Raw genomic sequence first — 17,151 nt, forward strand, 5'->3', positions numbered from 1 at the left:
TTCATGATCAATGGTTCGCGCGACGTCTGGCATGATCGGCGTGATAGCCGCCGGGCGACATGTCGTAACGCTGGCGGAAGCCGCGGTTGAAATGCGACAGGTCGTTGAAGCCGGCCCGATAGGCCAGATCCGAGATCGAGGGCTGCTGATCCAGTTGCGCCGCACGGCGCAGGTGGCTGGCCACCAGCTTCAGCCGCCGCTCGAACAGGAAGCGGGTGAAGGTGGTGCCATTATCGCAGAAATCCCGCTGCAACTGGCGGCGCGACATGCGCACCATCACGGCCAGTTGCTCGACCGAGAAATCCGGGTCCGGCAGGTGCCGCTCGACCGTCTCGCAGATGAAGCGGAACCGGCCGTGCCGGTCGCGGAACCCTGCGGCACTGGTGGGCGAACGCTCGGCCCGGAACATCAGCCCGATGAAGTCGAACAGGTAGTCGGCCGGGGTCTCGTCCGCGCCGTTCTCGGCCAGCAGGGTCATCAGGCTGGAATGCAGTGGATGGCCGGGGCTGACCCGCCGCCCGATGGCCGGCGCGTCTGCGCGCCCCTCGAGGCATAGTTCGCGCGGAAGATGCACCGAACTGAACGAGGCATCGCGTCCCTCGAAACGAAGCTCGGCCGTGCGGGTCGAATCCATCAGCAGCCCGTCACCGGGGCGCAGGACCTCTTCGCGGCCGTTGTGGATCACCCCCATCTCGCCGGTTTTCTGCAGCAGCAGGAACAGATATTCGCTGTCGTCGCGGCGGATGCCGGCGCGCAGCCGCTCGATCCGGTCGATCTGGCAGTTCATTTCGGCGATGTCGACGCCGTGGCGGTTGCGCAGGCGAAAGTCACCGATCCCGCCGCGGCCAGTTCTGACCGGCCGGCTGTAATAATGGCCGCAATTGGCCAGGACACAATTGCTCCACTCGTCGAAACACATCATGGCCTTTCCCTCCCAAAAAAGGCTGCGTTCCCCATAATGCGCGGTTGCCCGACGGCGATCAATATGTCTTTCCGGGTGGCCGATGCGGCGGTTGCGGCATCGGCGCCGATGCGCCGGATCGCTATGGCGCGGTATAGCCTCCGTCGACCAGATGATAGCTGCCGGTGATGAAGCTGGCGCGGTCCGACAGCAGAAAGCAGGTCAGCGCCGAAACCTCTTCGGGCCGGCCGATCCGCCCGACGGGATGCAGGCCGGCCAGTGCCGCCAGCGTCGCGGCATCGAGGTTCTTCGACAGCAAGGGCGTGTCGATGAAGGCCGGTCCGACCGAGTTCACGCGGATCCCCTCGGGCGCGTATTCCATCGCCGCCGTGCGGGTCAGCCCAAGCAGCGCATGCTTGGCCGCGACATAGGCGCCGGCATTGGCAAAGCCGACGCTGCCGAGGATCGAGGCCATGTTGACGATGGCCCCGCCCCCGGCGGCCTGCATCGCCGGGATCTGATAGCGCATGCAGTAGAAGACCCCGTTCAGGTTGACATCGATCACCGTCCGCCAGCCGTCCAGCGGATAGTCCCCGACCCGCGCCGACGGCCCGCCGATGCCGGCATTGTTCACGGCCAGATCAAGCTTGCCGAAAGCCCCGACCGCGCGCGCGACCATCGCCTCGACCTGATCGGCCTGCGCGACATCCGCCGCAAAAGCCTCGGCCGTGCCGCCGGTGTCGCGGATCTCGGCCGCCAGCGCACGCGCCGGGGCCTCGTCCAGATCGGCGATCAGGACCGAGGCGCCGCGCAGGGCCAGTTCGCGGGCGATGGCCGCGCCGATGCCCGAACTGCCCCCGGTGACGAGGGCGGATTTCCCGTCGAAATCTCTGTCCATCGAAGCCTCCTTGATGACGCGATCATATCTGGCACGCCCGAAGGGAACAGGCGTTGATCCGGATCAAGGCCCGCAGTGGGAGGCGATCGTCCCTGCGCCCCCTAATCGGCCGCCGGGGGAGGAGGGGGGGCAGCCATGCCGCCCTGTCCGTTCAGGTCGGCCAGGAAGGCATCGAGGCTGGCATCGCCCGGATTGACCGCCCGTGCCCTGTCGATCACCGCGCGCGCGGCCCGTGGCCCCCCGGAGAGCGCGGCGAGCCGCGCCAGCATGATCCAGGCATCGACGCGCTGCGGGTCCATCTGCACGACCTCGTCGAAGGCCCCCGCGGCGGCGGGGAAGTTGCGCAGGGTCAGCGCCGTGCCCGCCAGTTGCAGATGGGTCTCGGGAAAGTCCAGCCTCTGCGACACCGCCTCGCGCCATTCGCCGAAGGCGGCCCGCATCGGTGCCTGCGCCGCTGCGGGCATCTGATCCGGTGGCATCATCAGCAGCTCACGCGCCGCCTCGATCCGGACCGTGCGGATCGGATCGTCCAGCAGACGGGCCAGACGCCCGGCCCGCTCGGCCGGCGGGGCCAGACGTTGCAGCCCGGCCGCCGCGGCGCGCACCACCGGGTCGGGATCATCAAGCAGCGGCACGAGGCGGGTGGCGGTCGTGGGGCTGTTGGAGGCCCGAAGCAGCCAAAGGGCAGTCGCGCGCACGATCCCCGGCTGGGCCTGGTCCTCGGCCAGGGCGGCCAGATCGGTGGCTGCCGCCACCGGATCCTGCCGTCCGCGGGCCAGCACCGTTCCGTAATGCGGGCGGCTTTGCGAACCGTCCGGGAACCGCTCTGCGATCGCGGCTGCGGCCCAGTCCGGCTTGCGGTCCCGGTGGCAGTCGGTGCAGGCGTCGCTGGCGCCGGTCTGATCGGCCAGATCCGGGCGCGGGATGCGGAAGGAATGGTCCCGCCGCCAGTCATTGCCCATGTAGACGCGCTGCGGCATGTGGCAGCTGGCGCATTGCGCGCCCTCGCTGCCGGGTTCGTGAAAGTGATGCTCGGGGCTGTCGTATTCGGCGGGCTTCAGGGTCGGAAAGCGGGGATTGCCGGCGGGGTTGTGGCACTGGGTACACAGCGCATTGCCCTCGGCCAGCGTCTCGATCGCATGCGGGTTGTGGCAGTCGACGCAGCCGACCCCCTTGTCATACATCTTCGATTGCAGGAACGAGCCATAGACATAGACCTCGTCCTCGATCTGGCCGTCGGCCTGATACAGGCCCGGACGCAGCAGGGCGAGGTTATAGGCGTCATGGTAGGGCGTGCCGGGCAGCGGGTTGCCGTCCAGATGCGACTCGCGCCGGGAATGGCATGTCGCGCATTGCTGGATCGCGGCCTCGCGGTCCGAGAAATCGACCCGGAAACCATAATTCGGCGGCGGGTCCTGCGTGGTCGCGGCCCGGGCCCAGTCCAGATGCTGTCGCGCCGGCCCGTGGCAGGCCTCGCAGCCGACGCCGATCTCGGCCTGGGTCGAGGCATAGGTTTTCGTCCTCGGGTCGAAGTTCTTTTCGTAGCCGGTGGCGTGACATTCGGCGCAGCGCGCGTTCCAGGTCTTGTAGGGGCCGGTCCAGTGCAGCCCGTCGTCGGGCGGCAGGTCCTGATCGGGATAGAGATGGAACCAGTCGCCCTTCTCGGTATCCCAGACCACGTCAAAGCTTTGCAGCCGGCCGGGTTCGGTTTCCAGCAGATATTGCTGCAGCGGCGCCACGCCGGCCACCGACTGCACCGGATAGCGCGTCGTCTTGCCGTCCTTCTCGTAGACGGTGATGACATGGGTGCCGTCCGGCTCGACACTGAACCGGGCGGTCATGCCGTCATGGACGAATTCGGTATCGTTGAAATCGGCAAGGATGTTCGCGGCCGTTGCCTCGGTCCAGGCGAGGGCGTGATCCGAGCCGGACCAGGCCTCGGCAGCCTCGGCATGGCAGGCGGTGCAGCTGGCCGAGCCGACATAATCCTGCGCGTCCTGGGCCCGTGCGGCCGGGGGCGCAGCGATCAGGGCGACCAGCATCGTGGTCGCAAACCAGGTCAGCACATGCATCTGCATCCTCGTCGGAGCGCGTTCCGGCGCCCCGACAGTTGCATTCACGAAACGGGTTGGCAACCCCGGCCCCTCGGGCGGCCGGCCTCAAGGCCGAGATCATGGACGGGCGTCTTGCGCCGGTCTCAGATCAGGCCGTCCAACAGCAGGAAACCGGGCAGCCAGCCGGTGAGTATCCCGGTCAGCAGCGTCACCCAGGCGGTCTGGCGCTGGATCGGGCGGCCAAGCGCCAGAAGCAGGAAATACATGAACCACAGCGCCCCCCAGACCAGCCAGTTGGCGGCCAGCCACAGCTCGGCCGCCGATCCGGCCGAGGCGACCGCGCGCAGAAAAACCGGAACCGTGGTGATCGCCACGAACAGGCTGAACCAGCCCAGCCCGCGGCCATCGACGGCAACCAGCCGGTTATGGGCGACCCACAGATAGGTGGTGCTGAACATCAGGGTCAGGGCCGCGGCGCGGATCGTGGCCGGGTCCGCCCCCGACCCGAAGGCGTCGTTGATGACCACCCCCGCCGCGACCAGCCCGGACACGACATTGATGACCACGATCTCGCGATCCTCGATCCGGCCCATCAGCCACAGCCCGTTCAGGAACAGGACCGCGCCGACATAGAACAGAAGAAATCCCAGCAACATGAACATTCTCTCCCCGGTGCCCGTCCCGACGATCCGGGGCGGGTGCGGCTTATGCCTCGATCCGAGGTCGCCCTACCTCGGCAACCGATGTTTCGGTCCGTCGGCATTCGGCCGGATCCCGCAATCGAAGATCCCGCCGGGGATTGCAAGGGGCGCGCAGAGGTCGGGCATGGCCAGGATGCTGCTGTCGCCCTGGCGTTTCTGTTCGCGGACCGGCGAATGGCATTCCTCAACAAGGAGGATGCGTGGCGAGGCAACCCGGACGTGCTCGAAAGCCGGGACTCCGGATCGGACTCTCTGTCCGTCCCTGATCATTGGACAATGGCTGGTGTTCGGCGGTATGCCAACGGGCAAGGCATCAGGATTCGGCGGACGGGAGACATGACCATGACCGAGACAGGATTTGGCGGCATCTGTGATCGGGAAGGAATGCGGGTTGATGCAGGCCTCGCCCGTTTCATCGAAGAGCGGGCATTGCCCGGAACCGGGATCGACCCGGCGCAGTTCTGGTCGGGCCTCTCGGAACTGGCCCATGTCTTCGGCCCGCGCAATCGGGCGCTGCTGGCCCGGCGGCAGGATCTGCAGGACCGTATCGACGACTGGCACCGCCGTCATCGCAACCGCCCGCATGACCGCGAGGGGTACAAGGCCTTCCTGAAGGAGATCGGCTATATCGCGCCCGAAGGTGGCGATTTCACCATCGCGACGGCCAATGTCGACCCCGAAATCGCCCGCGTGCCGGGGCCGCAACTGGTCGTGCCCTCGACCAATGCGCGTTTCGTGCTGAACGCCGCCAATGCCCGCTGGGGCAGCCTTTACGATTGCCTTTATGGCACCGACGCCATGGGCCTGCCGCTGCCTTCGGGCGGGTTCGACAATGGCCGCGGCGCCCGCGTCGTGTCGCGCACGGCCGTCTTCCTCGATGAGACCTTCCCGCTGACCGCGACCAGCCACGGCAAGGCTGCGCGCTATGCCGTCCGCGACGGCGCGCTGGAGGTGGGTGGCTCGGCCCTGAAGGAGCCGGGCAAGTTCGTGGGCTTCACCGGCGCCGCCGACAATCCCGACTCGATCCTTCTGCGCAATCACGGGCTGCATGTCGAACTGGTCTTCGACCGCAGCCATCCGATCGGCAGCCAGACCTCGTCGGGTCTGGCCGACGTGCGGCTGGAATCGGCCATGTCGGCGATCATTGACTGCGAGGATTCGGTCGCCTGCGTCGATGCCGAGGACAAGGTTCTGGCCTATGGCAACTGGCTGGGCTTGATGCAGGGCGACCTGTCCGAACGCTTTGAGAAGGGTGGCAGGACCATCACCCGCGCGCTGCATGGCGACCGCGCCTTCACCGCGCCCGACGGCACCCCGTTCAGCGTCAAGGGCCGCGCCCTTCTGCTGGTGCGCAATGTCGGCCATCTGATGACCAACCCGGCGATCCACGACCGCGACGGCAACGAGATCTTCGAGGGGCTGATGGACGCGATGGTGACCACGCTGATCGCCATGCACGATCTGAGAAAGGACGGCGGCGACCGCAACTCGGTCACCGGCTCGGTCTATGTCGTCAAGCCCAAGATGCACGGCCCCGACGAGGTCGCCTTCGCCGACGAGATCTTCACCCATGTCGAGAAGGTGCTGGGCCTGCCGCAATACACGGTCAAGCTGGGCATCATGGACGAGGAGCGCCGCACCAGCGTCAACCTGAAGGAATGCATCCGCGCCGGGCGGAACCGGGTCTGCTTTATCAATACCGGCTTCCTCGACCGCACCGGCGACGAGATCCACACCTCGATGGAGGCCGGCGCGTTCAGCCGCAAGGATTTCATCAAGCGCAAGAGCTGGATCATCGCCTACGAGAACCAGAACGTCGATATCGGGCTGGAATGCGGGCTGGCGGGCAAGGCGCAGATCGGCAAGGGCATGTGGGCGGTACCCGACCGCATGGCCGCGATGCTGGAACAGAAGATCGAACATCCCCGCGCCGGTGCCAATTGCGCCTGGGTGCCCAGCCCGACCGCGGCCACGCTGCACGCGCTGCATTACCACAAGGTCGATGTGCTGGCCGTGCAGCAGCAACTGGCCGCGGGCGGACGGCGGGCCTATGTCGATGCGCTGCTGGACATTCCGCTGGCCGCCTATCAGCAATGGTCGCCGGCCCAGGTCCGGCGCGAGGTGGAAAACAACGCGCAGGGCATCCTTGGCTATGTCGTGCGCTGGATCGACCAGGGCGTCGGTTGTTCCAAGGTGCCCGATATCAACGATGTCGGCCTGATGGAGGATCGCGCGACCTGCCGTATCTCGGCCCAGCATATCGCCAACTGGATGCATCACGGCGTCGTCGGCCGCGACGAGGTGACGGCGATCATGCAGCGCATGGCCGAGGTGGTGGACCGCCAGAACGCGGGCGACCCGCTGTATCGTCCGATGGCGCCGGGCTTTGACGGCATCGCCTTCCAGGCCGCCTGCGATCTGGTCTTCGAGGGCCGCGTGCAGCCTTCGGGCTATACCGAGCCGGTGCTGCATGCCCGGCGGCTGGAACTGAAGGCGCGGGCGCGCGGCTGAGACGCGGGGCCGGGGCGAACGGTCCCGGCTGACCCTCTCGCCCTTGCCGGCGGTGGGACGGGGCCGGCAGGCCCTTGAGACTGCCGGATCGGAAAGGGTAGGCCGCTTGTGGCGGGATGCGGCGTTCAGCCCGCCGCCCGCACCCTTTCCTCGACCACCTCGAACGGCACTGCAGGCTCGTCCTTGGCACCGCGGATCACCAGCGAGGTCTTGACGCTGGCGACGTTGGGCGCCGAGGTCAGCTGGTCGGTCAGGAAGCGCTGGAAGCTGGGCAGGTCGGGCGAGACGCATTTCAGGATGAAGTCGATCTCGCCGTTCAGCATGTGGCATTCGCGGACCAGCGGCCAGCCGCAGACCAGGGCCTCGAAGGCCGACAGGTCGCGCTCGGATTGCATGGCCAGACGGACCATGGCAAAGACCTGCACCTCGAAGCCCAGTTCGCGCGGGTCGATATCGGCGTGATAGCCGCGGATGAAGCCCAGTTCCTCCAGCGCGCGGACGCGGCGCAGGCAGGGCGGGGCCGAGATGCCGACGCGGCGCGCCAACTCGACATTCGTCATCCGGCCGTCGGCCTGAAGCTCGGCCAGGATCTTGCGGTCGATGTCGTCGAGTTTGGCGCCGGCCATGCTGCTCTTTCTTGAAACGGGTTCTGGCGTTGCCGGAAACTACAATGCACCCGGTCGGGGCGCAACATTGTTTCTGGGCGCGGCCCCGCGTTGCGGAATCCGCGCGGAGCGATTACCTGATGCGGAAGCCGGAGATTGGGCAAGGATTGGGGCGCAGGATGAGCGACAGGACGCATGTGAAACTCTTGATCGTCGGCTCGGGGCCGGCGGGTTATACGGCGGCGGTCTATGGCGCGCGCGCGATGCTGGAGCCGATGCTGATCCAGGGGATGCAGCCGGGCGGGCAATTGACCATCACCACCGAGGTCGAGAACTGGCCGGGCGAGACCGAGATCCAGGGCCCCGACCTGATGGTGAAGATGGAAGAACATGCCCGCGCCATGGGCACCGAGATCGTCACTGATACGGTCACCCGCCTTGATCTGGCGCAGCGGCCTTTTGTCGCGGAATGCGACAGCGGGCGGCGGGTCACGGCGGATGCCGTCATCCTGGCGACCGGGGCGCAGGCGCGCTGGCTGGGGCTGCCCTCGGAGGAAAAATTCAAGGGTTTCGGCGTCAGCGCCTGTGCCACCTGCGACGGCTTCTTCTATCGTGGCCGCGAGGTGCTGGTGATCGGCGGCGGGAATACGGCCGTCGAGGAGGCGCTGTTCCTGACCAAATTCGCCTCCAAGGTGACGCTGGTGCATCGCCGCGACAGCCTGCGCGCCGAGAAGATCCTGCAGCAGCGGCTGCAGAAGAACCCCAAGGTCGAGATCATCTGGAACCATGTGCTGGATCAGGTGACCGGCACCGACAGCCCGCTGGGCGTGACCGGGGCGGTGCTGAAATCGGTGAAGGATGGCAGCACCCGCGAGATCGCCGCCGATGGCGTCTTCGTGGCGATCGGCCATGCGCCGGCCAGCGAACTGGTGAAGGACCAGCTTGAACTGCATCACGGCGCCTATGTGAAGGTCGAGCCGGGCTCGACCCGGACCTCGGTGCCGGGCGTCTTCGCGGCGGGCGATCTGACCGATCACATCTACCGGCAGGCGGTGACCAGCGCCGGCATGGGCTGCATGGCGGCGCTGGATGCAGAGGCCTGGCTGGCCGAACAGGAGGCCGCGCCCGATGCGGCGGCCGATCTGGCCGAGGCGGTCGCGGCCAAATAGGCGGATCGTGGCGCCGCGCCGGGGCGGGATGAAAAAAACGTCTGGAATTGTCGCGCGGACGGCGAATGCCGGGACGGTGGCGGGGCAAAACCGGCCGCGCGGGAACCTGGGTTCGCTGCGCCGCGGCGAAAGCCATATAATTTCCCCGGACCGGGCCGGGCATTTCGGCCCGATCGCCCCGGATTCGGCCTTTTGCGCCCCGAGCCACGGTTGAATGTCCCAAATCACGGGTCTATGGGCGGGCCGACGACACGCGCCGCCAGCCGGCATAGGCCGCCGACCGATTCCCTGAGCAACCGAGCATTCGATCATGACCCATCACAACCAGACGCCGATCCCCGAACTCTATGTTTCCGAAGACGCTGCCGCGGCGCTGAAGCACGAGGCGGGCAACATGCCCAGCTGGGATCTGACCCCGCGCCAGCTTTGCGATCTGGAACTGCTGATGAATGGCGGCTTCAACCCGCTGAAAGGGTTTCTGACCGAAGCCGACTATGACGGCGTCGTCAACGAGATGCGGCTGCAATCCGGTGCGCTGTGGCCGATGCCGATCACGCTGGATGTCAGCGAGAAATTCGCCGAAGGGCTGGAGCCGGGCACCGATATCGCGCTGCGCGATGCCGAAGGGGTGATCCTGGCGATCATGTCGGTCACCGACAAATGGGTGCCGAACAAGTCGCATGAGGCCGAGAAGGTCTTTGGTGCCGACGATCTGGCCCATCCGGCCGTCAACTACCTGCACAACACCGCCGGCCCGGTCTATCTGGGCGGTCCGGTGAAGGGCCTGCAGGCACCGACGCATTACGATTTCCGTGGCCGCCGCAACACCCCGAACGAATTGCGCGCGCAGTTCAAGAAACTGGGCTGGACCCGCGTCGTGGTGTTCCAGACCCGCAACCCGCTGCACCGCGCGCATCAGGAACTGACCTTCCGCGCCGCCCGCGAGGCGCAGGCCAACCTGATGATCCACCCGGTCGTCGGCATGACCAAGCCGGGCGATGTCGACCATTTCACCCGCGTCCGCTGCTATGAGGCGGTGCTGGACAAATATCCTTCGGCCACCACCACGCTGTCGCTGCTGAACCTGGCGATGCGCATGGGCGGCCCGCGCGAAGCCGTCTGGCACGGGCTGATCCGCAAGAACCACGGGGCCACGCATTTCATCGTCGGCCGCGACCATGCCGGCCCCGGCAAGAACAGCGCCGGCGTGGATTTCTATGGCCCCTATGACGCGCAGGAACTGTTCCGCAAGCACGAGGCCGAGATCGGCGTCGAACTGGTCGATTTCAAGCATATGGTCTATGTGCAGGAGCGTGCCCAGTACGAGCCCGCCGACGAGATCGAAGAGGGTGTGACCGTCCTGAACATCAGCGGCACCGAGTTGCGCCGGCGCCTGCGCGAGGGGCTGGAGATCCCCGAATGGTTCAGCTTCCCCGAAGTCGTGACGCAGCTTCGCCGCACCTCGCCGCCGCGCGCGCGGCAGGGCTTCACGGTGTTCTTCACCGGGTTGTCGGGCAGCGGCAAATCGACCATTGCCAACGCGCTGATGGTCAAGCTGATGGAGATGGGCGGCCGGCCGGTCACGCTGCTTGACGGCGACGTGGTCCGCAAGCACCTGTCGAGCGAGCTGGGCTTCAGCAAGGAGCACCGCGACATCAACATCAAGCGCATCGGCTATGTCGCCAGCGAGATCACCAAGAACGGCGGCATCGCCATCTGTGCGCCCATCGCGCCCTATACCGCGACCCGCCGCGCCGTGCGCGAGATGGTCGAACAATACGGCGCCTTCGTCGAGGTTCATGTGGCGACCGCGCTGGAGGAATGCGAACGCCGCGACCGCAAGGGCCTCTACAAGCTGGCGCGTGAGGGCAAGATCAAGGAATTCACCGGCATCTCGGACCCTTACGAAGAGCCGAAGCAGCCCGAATTGCGCGTCGACACGCAGGATGTGGACGTGGACAGCTGCGCCCATCAGGTGTTGCTGACACTGGAAAACATGGGGCTGATCGGCCTGAACTGAGCGCTCGCAAGCAGCCTTGAAACGACGAACGGCCCCGGATTTCCGGGGCCGTTTCCGTTTCGCGTCGGGCGGGCATAGACAGCCCGCCGCCGCCTTCATCCGCGGCGGGTCAGTGGACGCTGACCGGCGAGAATTCGTGCTGCCGGGCAAGTACAAACGCCAGACTGCGGTCCTGCACCAGCGCCAGACGCTCGCCCTCGGCGTCGTGGACGGCATAGAGGGCGTCGACGCCGGGCACCTGGGCGCGGATTTCCTGCGGCAGGGTGCTGGTAGCGACGCGCCGGACATAGACGATCTTCTGGGTCTCGGCCTCGCCGAAATCGAACTTGGTATCCATGATGATCCCCTTTACTTGCGGCTGATCGGAATGGTCTGTACCACCTGTTGTGGCTGCAGGCGTTTCAGGTTGACATGCAGAAGGCCGTTCTCGATCTCGGCCGCCTCGACCTCGACACCATCGGCCAGCACAAAGCTGCGCTGGAAGGCGCGGGCGGCGATGCCGCGATGCAGGAACACGCGATTATCCTCGGTCTCGGCCATGCGACCGCGAATGACCAGTTGCCGGTCCTCGGTGGTCACGCTCAGGTCATCCTCGCCGAAACCGGCCACCGCCAGCGTGATGCGAAACCCGTCCGGCGCGATATGCTCGATATTGTAGGGAGGATAGCCATCGGCCCCCTTGGCGGCACGCTCGGCCATGCGCTCCAACTGGTCGAAGCCCAGCAGATAGGGATGCGCCCCCAACGATATCTTGGTCATGTCATCAGCCCTTTGACGATGAAGCGACTGCGCGGCGCGGGTCCCTTAACGGCAACCCGCATGATCAGGATATGTATATGCTGTCAGTGCAAAACAAGGGCGCGGGTCAGGGTCACAGACCGCAACGCGACATGGCGGTGCCGATCGCCTTGCCCGAACCTTTCAGCGAGAAACTTGACACGCTGTTGCCGCCCGGATTGCGGATCTGCACCGAATTGCCGGACAGCAAGGCGTTCAGCAGCGCCGATCCGGCCCTGGCGGCCGTGTAATGCACGCCGTCCCGGCTGGCGAAGGGCGGCTGGAAGCTCTGGTTGTCCACCTGCACGGTGATGCCGTTCGATGGGCCGGGCAGGCCGCTGATCGCCAGCAGGGCGGGCTTGCCGCGCTCGCACACATAGCTGAGCGTGCTGAGGCCGACCGTGACCGAAGCCATCTGCCCGCCACTTGTCCCGCCGGTGTTGCCCCAGCCGCTGCGCGCCGTAGGTTGTGCCGCCGGGGCGTCGCCCGAGCATTCCCGCCGGGTACAGGCCTCGTACTGGCTGCTGGCGGCGCCGGGCGAATCGGCGAGGCAGCGCCAGATGCAGCGCTGAAGTTCTTCCTCGCTCATCTGCGCGGCGGCGGGGCTTGCGGGTGCCGTGCCCAAAATCAATGCCAGCCCCAGTAGTCCCGCCCATCCTGTCCGTCCAGCCATGCCTGCACTCCCTGTCCCGTGATGTTGCAGGGTCCATGCTCATCGGTGATGTTCGCAAAAGCAACTGTCGGATGGGGCAGGTCGTCGCGGGGTCATGATTCTGTTAACAGCGCCGTTTTGACGGGCTATAAGCGGGGCAAACGTCCTCCAGGCATCCAGCAGCAGATCGCAAGATGAACATTCACCCCGAAATGTCCCACGAGGAAATCGTCCGCACCAAGCTGACCGCACTGCGCTGCGAGCATCGCGATCTGGACGAGGCAATCGCGGCGCTGCAGGGCCAGCAGCTGACCTCGTCCCTGACCCTGCAGCGGCTGAAAAAGCAGAAGCTGGCGCTGAAGGACCGCATTGCCCGGCTCGAGGACGAACTGACCCCCGACATCATCGCCTGATTGCGGCTGCGGGCCATGCGCGCTATGGCCTGCGCCACGCGAAGGAAGGGAATGGCGCATGGACAGACCGGTGGGAATCATCATGGGCAGCCAGTCGGACTGGCCGACCATGCGCGAGGCGGCGACCATTCTGGATGAACTTGGCGTGGGCTACGAGGCCAGGATCGTCAGCGCCCACCGCACCCCCGACCGGCTGTGGGACTATGGCAGGACCGCGGTTCAGCGCGGGCTGAAGGTCATCATCGCCGGGGCCGGGGGGGCTGCGCATCTGCCGGGCATGATGGCGTCCAAGACCCGGGTGCCGGTGATCGGCGTGCCGGTGCAGACGCGGGCGCTGTCGGGTGTCGATTCGCTCTATTCCATCGTGCAGATGCCCAGGGGCTTCCCGGTCGCCACCATGGCCATCGGCGCGGCCGGTGCGGCCAATGCCGGGCTGATGGCGGCGGCGATCCTGGCGGTCTCGGACCCGGCCCTTGCCGAACGGCTGGATGCCTGGCGGGCGGCCCTGTCCGACAGCATCCCCGAGGCGCCCGAGGAGCCCCTTGCATGAGCCGCATCGGCGTCATCGGAACCGGCCATATCGCCGCGCCGATGGTCCATTTCCTCGCCTCCAGGGGCCACAGGATCACCGTCAGCGCGCGCAATGCCCGGATTGCCGCGGCGCTGCGGGCCGAACTGGGCGTCGCCATTGCCGACCCGCAACAGGTGATCGACGCGGCCGATATCCTGCTTCTCTGCCTGCGGCCCGACATGGCCGAGCCGGTTCTGGCGCCGTTGCGCTTTCGCGCCGGCCAGAAGATCGTCTCGGTCATGGCCGGGGTGTCGGCCGCGCGGCTTTCGTCGCTCTGTGCGCCGGCTGGCGATCTGGTTCAGACCATCCCGCTGGGGTTCCTGCGCCACGGCGGCTGCCCGCTTGCCGCCTTCGGCAACACCGCGCTGCTGGCCGATCTGTTCGGGCCGGAAAACCCGGTCGTCCCGGTGCCCCATGAGGCGGCGCTGAACGCCCATTTCGCCATCTGCGCCATGGTTCCCGGGCTTCTGGACCTGATGAACAGCGGCGCGGACTGGCTGACGCGGCAGACCGGGGATGCGGATTCGGCCGAGTTCTATACCAGCCAGTTGATGGCAGGCTTCCTTGGTGCCATGGACCGCGGCCGGGCCGGCAGGCTGGCCGCCGAACGCGATGCGCTGGCGACCGATGGCACGCTGAGCCTGCAGATGACCACGGCCCTGCGCGAGGGCGGGGCGCACGAAACCCTGCTGGCGGCCCTGTCGGCGATCGGTGCCCGGCTGGAGGCAGCCCGATGACCGCCCCCGTTTCTCCCGTCACCACCATCGGCATTCTGGGCGGCGGTCAGCTGGGCCGGATGCTGTCGGTGGCGGCCAGCCGCCTCGGCCTGCGCTGCCATGTCTTCGAGCCCGGCGCCGCCCCCGCCGCCGATGTCGCCCATGCGCTGACCACCGCCCCCTATGAGGACGAGGCGGCCCTGCGCGCCTTCGCGCAATCGGTCGATGTCATCACCTATGAATTCGAGAATGTGCCCACATCGTCGCTGGATCTGCTGGAATCGATGCGCCCGATCCGCCCGAACCGCCGCGCGCTGGCCATCTCGCAGGACCGTCTGGCCGAAAAGACCTTCCTGAACGAGATCGGCCTGGCCACCGCCCCCTTCGCCGATGTGCCGGCCGAGGCGGATCTGGGCGGCGCCATCGACCGGATCGGCCGCCCCTCGATCCTCAAGACCCGGCGGCTGGGCTATGACGGCAAGGGCCAGATCCGGATCGGCGACGGCCCGGCCGAATGGACCGGCGCGCCCTCGGTGCTCGAGGGCTTCGTCGATTTCAGCGCCGAGATCAGCGTCATCGTGGCGCGTGGCGCCGACGGGCAGGTGGCGGCCTACGATCCGGGGCTGAACGTCCATCGCGACGGCATCCTGCACAGGACGACCGTGCCCTGCGGCCTGCCGGGGCGCGTGACCACCGATGCCGTCCTGATCGCCGCAAAGATCGCCGCGGCACTGGATTATGTCGGCGTCATGGGGGTCGAGCTGTTCGTCACCCCCGGCGGCCTGATCGTCAACGAGATCGCGCCGCGGGTCCATAATTCCGGCCACTGGACCCAGGCGGGCTGCGCGGTCGATCAGTTCGAACAGCATATCCGCGCCGTCGCCGGCCTGCCGCTTGGCGACGGCCGGCGCTATGCCGATGTCACGATGGAAAACCTGATCGGCGAGGATCTCGACCGCCTGCCCGACTTGCTGGCCAGCCCGAACGCGCAGATCCATCTCTATGGCAAGGGCGAGGCCCGTGCCGGCCGCAAGATGGGCCATGTGAACCGGATCACCGCATGAAGATGAAGCTTGCCCGGCCAAGGCTGGCGGTCCGCGCCGCGATCCTGCATCGGGACCGGCTGCTCATCGTCAATGCCTATCCGGGCCAGCTTTCCGATCTCTGGTGCCTGCCGGGCGGCGGGGTCGAGCCGGGCCAGTCGCTGCCCGAGAACCTGATCCGCGAGGTGGCCGAGGAAACCGGCCTCGCCATCCGGATCGGCGCGCCGATCATGATCAACGAATTCCACGACCCGAACAGCGGCTTCCACCAGGTCGACCTGTTCTTCCGCGCCGCGCTGGCCTCGGACCGGGATGTCAGCCTGATGGATCCCGAGGGGGTGGTGAACCGCTTCCTCTGGGTCTCGCGCGCCGAACTCGCCGGTCTCCGCCACAAGCCCGACGGCCTTGCCGAAGCCGTCTGGGGCAACGCGGCGGCAATCTACGACCCGCTCGAGATCATCGTGCCCTGAGCCGGCCCCTCGCACTCTTTCCAAATACCTCGGGGGTCCGGGGGCAGCGCCCCCGGCCATCGCGGGACGCGGCCGGCTACTCGGCCGCCTCGTGCATCGCCGTCTCCGATCCCGGCTTCATCCGGAAACCGCGCTCCAGCTGGTCGAAGGGCGCCACCGGATAGTCGCCCGAGAAACAGGCGTCGCAATATTGCGGGCATTTCGCGTTCCGGCCCTTGGCCTCGCCCACCGCGCGGTAAAGCCCGTCCAGCGACACGAAGGCCAGCGAATCGACGCCGATCCAGTCGCGCATCTCGTCGGGCGACATCTGTGCGGCCAGCAGTTTCTCGCGCTCGGGTGTGTCGACGCCGTAGAAGCAGGGCCATGCCGTGGGCGGCGAGGCGATGCGGAAATGCACCTCGGCGGCGCCGGCGTCGAGGATCATGTCCTTGATCTTGCGGCTGGTAGTGCCGCGGACCACCGAATCGTCCACCAGCACCACGCGCTTGCCCGCGATCAGCGAGCGGTTGACGTTCAGCTTCAGCCGCACGCCCATGTTGCGGATCTGCTCGGTCGGCTCGATGAAGGTGCGGCCCATATACTGGTTGCGGATGATCCCCATGCCGTAGGGAATACCCGATTCCTGCGCGTAACCGATCGCCGCCGGCGTGCCGCTGTCGGGGACGGGGCAGACCAGATCGGCCTCGATCGGCGCCTCGCGGGCCAGTTCGACCCCGATCTGGCGCCGCGTCTCATAGACCGAGCGGCCGCCGATGATCGAATCGGGGCGCGAGAAATAGACATGCTCGAAGATGCAGAAGCGGCCGGTCGAGGGGCCGAAGGGGCGCGAAGTCTCGACCTTGCCCTTCGAGATCACCACCATCTCGCCCGGCTCGACCTCGCGGATGAACTCGGCGCCGATGATGTCCAGCGCGCAGGTTTCCGAGGCCAGCACGAAGCCGTCATCGCCGACGCGGCCCATGACCAGCGGTCGCACGCCCAGCGGATCGCGCACCCCGATCAGCTTGGTCCGGGTCATGGCGATGACGCTGAAGGCGCCCTCGATCCGGCGCAGCGCGTCCTTCATCCGCTCGGGGATGTTGCGCTGGATCGAACGCGCCATCAGGTGGATGATGCATTCGCTGTCCGAGGACGACTGGAAGATCGAGCCGCGTTCGATCAACTCGCGGCGCAGGGCGGCGGCATTGGTGATATTGCCGTTATGGGCGATGGCGCAGCCGCCCATCGAGAACTCGCCGAAGAAGGGCTGCACGTCACGGATCGCCGTATTGGCCTTGGTCCCGGCGGTGGAATAGCGGACATGGCCGATGGCCAGCGGGCCGGGCAGGGTGGCCATCACGTCCGTCTTGGTGAAATTGTCACGCACATAGCCAAAGCGATGGGCGCTGTTGAAGCCGTGTTCGGGGTCATGGGCGATAATGCCGCCGGCCTCCTGCCCGCGGTGCTGCAGGGCATGCAGCCCCAGGGCCACGAAATTGGCCGCATCGGTCAGGCCGGTGGCACCGAAGATGCCGCATTCTTCATGCAGGCGGTCCGAATCGAACGGATGGGCCAGGAATGGTTGCATCGCGGCGTCCTGAATGGCGTTGGGCTGTCGGGCGCTATGTAGTCTCAGGGGAACATAAAGTCACGCCCCCGCGCAAGCGCGGA

General features: G+C 66.9%; 17 protein-coding genes. 8 read left to right on the forward strand and 9 right to left on the reverse strand.

Going from position 1 to position 17,151, the window contains the following annotated elements; all coding sequences use genetic code 11:
- Positions 1-7: 7 nt before the first annotated feature.
- The 4 genes from KNW02_RS01240 to KNW02_RS01255 form a co-directional block, all read right to left on the reverse strand.
- Complete coding sequence (locus KNW02_RS01240) at positions 8-922, reverse strand: helix-turn-helix domain-containing protein (RefSeq protein ID WP_216031424.1); 915 nt, start codon at positions 920-922, stop codon at positions 8-10.
- 121 nt (positions 923-1,043) lie between these two features.
- Positions 1,044-1,799, reverse strand: coding sequence for an SDR family NAD(P)-dependent oxidoreductase (locus tag KNW02_RS01245; RefSeq protein WP_216031425.1), 756 nt, complete (start codon positions 1,797-1,799; stop codon positions 1,044-1,046).
- Positions 1,800-1,900: 101 nt separating this feature from the next.
- Positions 1,901-3,871, reverse strand: a complete 1,971-nt coding sequence (locus KNW02_RS01250; RefSeq protein WP_252733324.1) for a multiheme c-type cytochrome — start codon at positions 3,869-3,871, stop codon at positions 1,901-1,903.
- Positions 3,872-3,996: 125 nt separating this feature from the next.
- The gene (locus tag KNW02_RS01255) at positions 3,997-4,509 is read right to left on the reverse strand and encodes an AmiS/UreI family transporter (RefSeq protein WP_216031426.1); all 513 of its coding nucleotides are present in this window, start codon (positions 4,507-4,509) and stop codon (positions 3,997-3,999) included.
- 429 nt (positions 4,510-4,938) lie between these two features.
- Between KNW02_RS01255 and KNW02_RS01260 the strand changes: the two genes are divergently transcribed.
- The gene (locus KNW02_RS01260; protein ID WP_252733326.1) at positions 4,939-7,065 is read left to right on the forward strand and encodes a malate synthase G; all 2,127 of its coding nucleotides are present in this window, start codon (positions 4,939-4,941) and stop codon (positions 7,063-7,065) included.
- Positions 7,066-7,190: 125 nt separating this feature from the next.
- On the opposite strand, the gene KNW02_RS01265 is transcribed toward KNW02_RS01260, so the two are convergent.
- A complete protein-coding gene (locus KNW02_RS01265; protein ID WP_216031428.1) occupies positions 7,191-7,691 on the reverse strand; it encodes an Lrp/AsnC family transcriptional regulator in 501 nt (166 codons plus the stop codon).
- Between the two features lie 158 nt (positions 7,692-7,849).
- Here KNW02_RS01265 and trxB point away from each other — a divergent pair, with 158 nt between their 5' ends.
- Positions 7,850-8,839 (forward strand): thioredoxin-disulfide reductase, encoded by a 990-nt coding sequence (gene trxB, locus KNW02_RS01270; protein WP_216031429.1) that lies wholly within the window; start codon positions 7,850-7,852, stop codon positions 8,837-8,839.
- Positions 8,840-9,149: 310 nt separating this feature from the next.
- Positions 9,150-10,859 (forward strand): bifunctional sulfate adenylyltransferase/adenylylsulfate kinase, encoded by a 1,710-nt coding sequence (locus KNW02_RS01275; RefSeq protein WP_216031430.1) that lies wholly within the window; start codon positions 9,150-9,152, stop codon positions 10,857-10,859.
- Positions 10,860-10,968: 109 nt separating this feature from the next.
- Here the strand turns inward: KNW02_RS01275 and KNW02_RS01280 are convergent, their stop codons facing one another.
- From KNW02_RS01280 to KNW02_RS01290, 3 genes are all read right to left on the reverse strand, one after another.
- A complete protein-coding gene (locus KNW02_RS01280) occupies positions 10,969-11,196 on the reverse strand; it encodes a DUF1150 family protein (RefSeq protein WP_216031431.1) in 228 nt (75 codons plus the stop codon).
- Positions 11,197-11,207: 11 nt separating this feature from the next.
- Positions 11,208-11,618, reverse strand: a complete 411-nt coding sequence (locus KNW02_RS01285; protein WP_216031432.1) for an Hsp20 family protein — start codon at positions 11,616-11,618, stop codon at positions 11,208-11,210.
- 112 nt (positions 11,619-11,730) lie between these two features.
- Complete coding sequence (locus KNW02_RS01290) at positions 11,731-12,309, reverse strand: hypothetical protein (protein WP_216031433.1); 579 nt, start codon at positions 12,307-12,309, stop codon at positions 11,731-11,733.
- A 173-nt stretch (positions 12,310-12,482) separates the two neighbouring features.
- On the opposite strand from KNW02_RS01290, the gene KNW02_RS01295 reads away from it, so the two are divergent.
- The 5 genes from KNW02_RS01295 to KNW02_RS01315 are packed head-to-tail and all read left to right on the forward strand — an operon-like array spanning position 12,483 to position 15,501.
- Positions 12,483-12,701, forward strand: a complete 219-nt coding sequence (locus KNW02_RS01295) for a YdcH family protein (RefSeq protein ID WP_216031434.1) — start codon at positions 12,483-12,485, stop codon at positions 12,699-12,701.
- Positions 12,702-12,759: 58 nt separating this feature from the next.
- Complete coding sequence (gene purE / locus KNW02_RS01300; protein ID WP_216031435.1) at positions 12,760-13,251, forward strand: 5-(carboxyamino)imidazole ribonucleotide mutase; 492 nt, start codon at positions 12,760-12,762, stop codon at positions 13,249-13,251.
- Positions 13,248-14,009 carry an NAD(P)-binding domain-containing protein gene (locus KNW02_RS01305; protein ID WP_216031436.1) on the forward strand — a complete coding sequence of 254 codons (762 nt, stop codon included), beginning with the start codon at positions 13,248-13,250 and terminating at the stop codon, positions 14,007-14,009. The genes purE and KNW02_RS01305 overlap by 4 nt, the downstream gene beginning before the upstream one ends.
- Positions 14,006-15,052, forward strand: coding sequence for a 5-(carboxyamino)imidazole ribonucleotide synthase (locus KNW02_RS01310; RefSeq protein ID WP_216031437.1), 1,047 nt, complete (start codon positions 14,006-14,008; stop codon positions 15,050-15,052). Before KNW02_RS01305 ends, KNW02_RS01310 begins: the two co-directional genes overlap by 4 nt.
- Positions 15,049-15,501: an NUDIX domain-containing protein gene (locus KNW02_RS01315; protein WP_216031438.1), complete on the forward strand. Its 453-nt coding sequence runs from the start codon at positions 15,049-15,051 to the stop codon at positions 15,499-15,501. Before KNW02_RS01310 ends, KNW02_RS01315 begins: the two co-directional genes overlap by 4 nt.
- A gap of 76 nt (positions 15,502-15,577) precedes the next feature.
- On the opposite strand, the gene purF is transcribed toward KNW02_RS01315, so the two are convergent.
- The gene (purF, locus tag KNW02_RS01320; RefSeq protein ID WP_216031439.1) at positions 15,578-17,068 is read right to left on the reverse strand and encodes an amidophosphoribosyltransferase; all 1,491 of its coding nucleotides are present in this window, start codon (positions 17,066-17,068) and stop codon (positions 15,578-15,580) included.
- Positions 17,069-17,151: the final 83 nt, after the last annotated feature.

Source organism: Paracoccus marinaquae (genome assembly GCF_018860165.1).
In the GTDB taxonomy this organism is placed as follows: Bacteria; Pseudomonadota; Alphaproteobacteria; order Rhodobacterales; family Rhodobacteraceae; genus Paracoccus; species Paracoccus marinaquae.

Bases quoted from the DNA above. Each gene is read 5' to 3' on its own strand.
- KNW02_RS01240 (WP_216031424.1), bottom strand. From the start codon at position 922: ATGATGTGTTTCGACGAGTGGAGCAATTGTGTCCTGGCCAATTGCGGC.
- KNW02_RS01245 (WP_216031425.1), bottom strand. From the start codon at position 1,799: ATGGACAGAGATTTCGACGGGAAATCCGCCCTCGTCACCGGGGGCAGT.
- KNW02_RS01250 (WP_252733324.1), bottom strand. From the start codon at position 3,871: ATGCATGTGCTGACCTGGTTTGCGACCACGATGCTGGTCGCCCTGATC.
- KNW02_RS01255 (WP_216031426.1), bottom strand. From the start codon at position 4,509: ATGTTGCTGGGATTTCTTCTGTTCTATGTCGGCGCGGTCCTGTTCCTG.
- KNW02_RS01260 (WP_252733326.1), top strand. From the start codon at position 4,939: ATGCGGGTTGATGCAGGCCTCGCCCGTTTCATCGAAGAGCGGGCATTG.
- KNW02_RS01265 (WP_216031428.1), bottom strand. From the start codon at position 7,691: ATGGCCGGCGCCAAACTCGACGACATCGACCGCAAGATCCTGGCCGAG.
- trxB (WP_216031429.1), top strand. From the start codon at position 7,850: ATGAGCGACAGGACGCATGTGAAACTCTTGATCGTCGGCTCGGGGCCG.
- KNW02_RS01275 (WP_216031430.1), top strand. From the start codon at position 9,150: ATGACCCATCACAACCAGACGCCGATCCCCGAACTCTATGTTTCCGAA.
- KNW02_RS01280 (WP_216031431.1), bottom strand. From the start codon at position 11,196: ATGGATACCAAGTTCGATTTCGGCGAGGCCGAGACCCAGAAGATCGTC.
- KNW02_RS01285 (WP_216031432.1), bottom strand. From the start codon at position 11,618: ATGACCAAGATATCGTTGGGGGCGCATCCCTATCTGCTGGGCTTCGAC.
- KNW02_RS01290 (WP_216031433.1), bottom strand. From the start codon at position 12,309: ATGGCTGGACGGACAGGATGGGCGGGACTACTGGGGCTGGCATTGATT.
- KNW02_RS01295 (WP_216031434.1), top strand. From the start codon at position 12,483: ATGAACATTCACCCCGAAATGTCCCACGAGGAAATCGTCCGCACCAAG.
- purE (WP_216031435.1), top strand. From the start codon at position 12,760: ATGGACAGACCGGTGGGAATCATCATGGGCAGCCAGTCGGACTGGCCG.
- KNW02_RS01305 (WP_216031436.1), top strand. From the start codon at position 13,248: ATGAGCCGCATCGGCGTCATCGGAACCGGCCATATCGCCGCGCCGATG.
- KNW02_RS01310 (WP_216031437.1), top strand. From the start codon at position 14,006: ATGACCGCCCCCGTTTCTCCCGTCACCACCATCGGCATTCTGGGCGGC.
- KNW02_RS01315 (WP_216031438.1), top strand. From the start codon at position 15,049: ATGAAGATGAAGCTTGCCCGGCCAAGGCTGGCGGTCCGCGCCGCGATC.
- purF (WP_216031439.1), bottom strand. From the start codon at position 17,068: ATGCAACCATTCCTGGCCCATCCGTTCGATTCGGACCGCCTGCATGAA.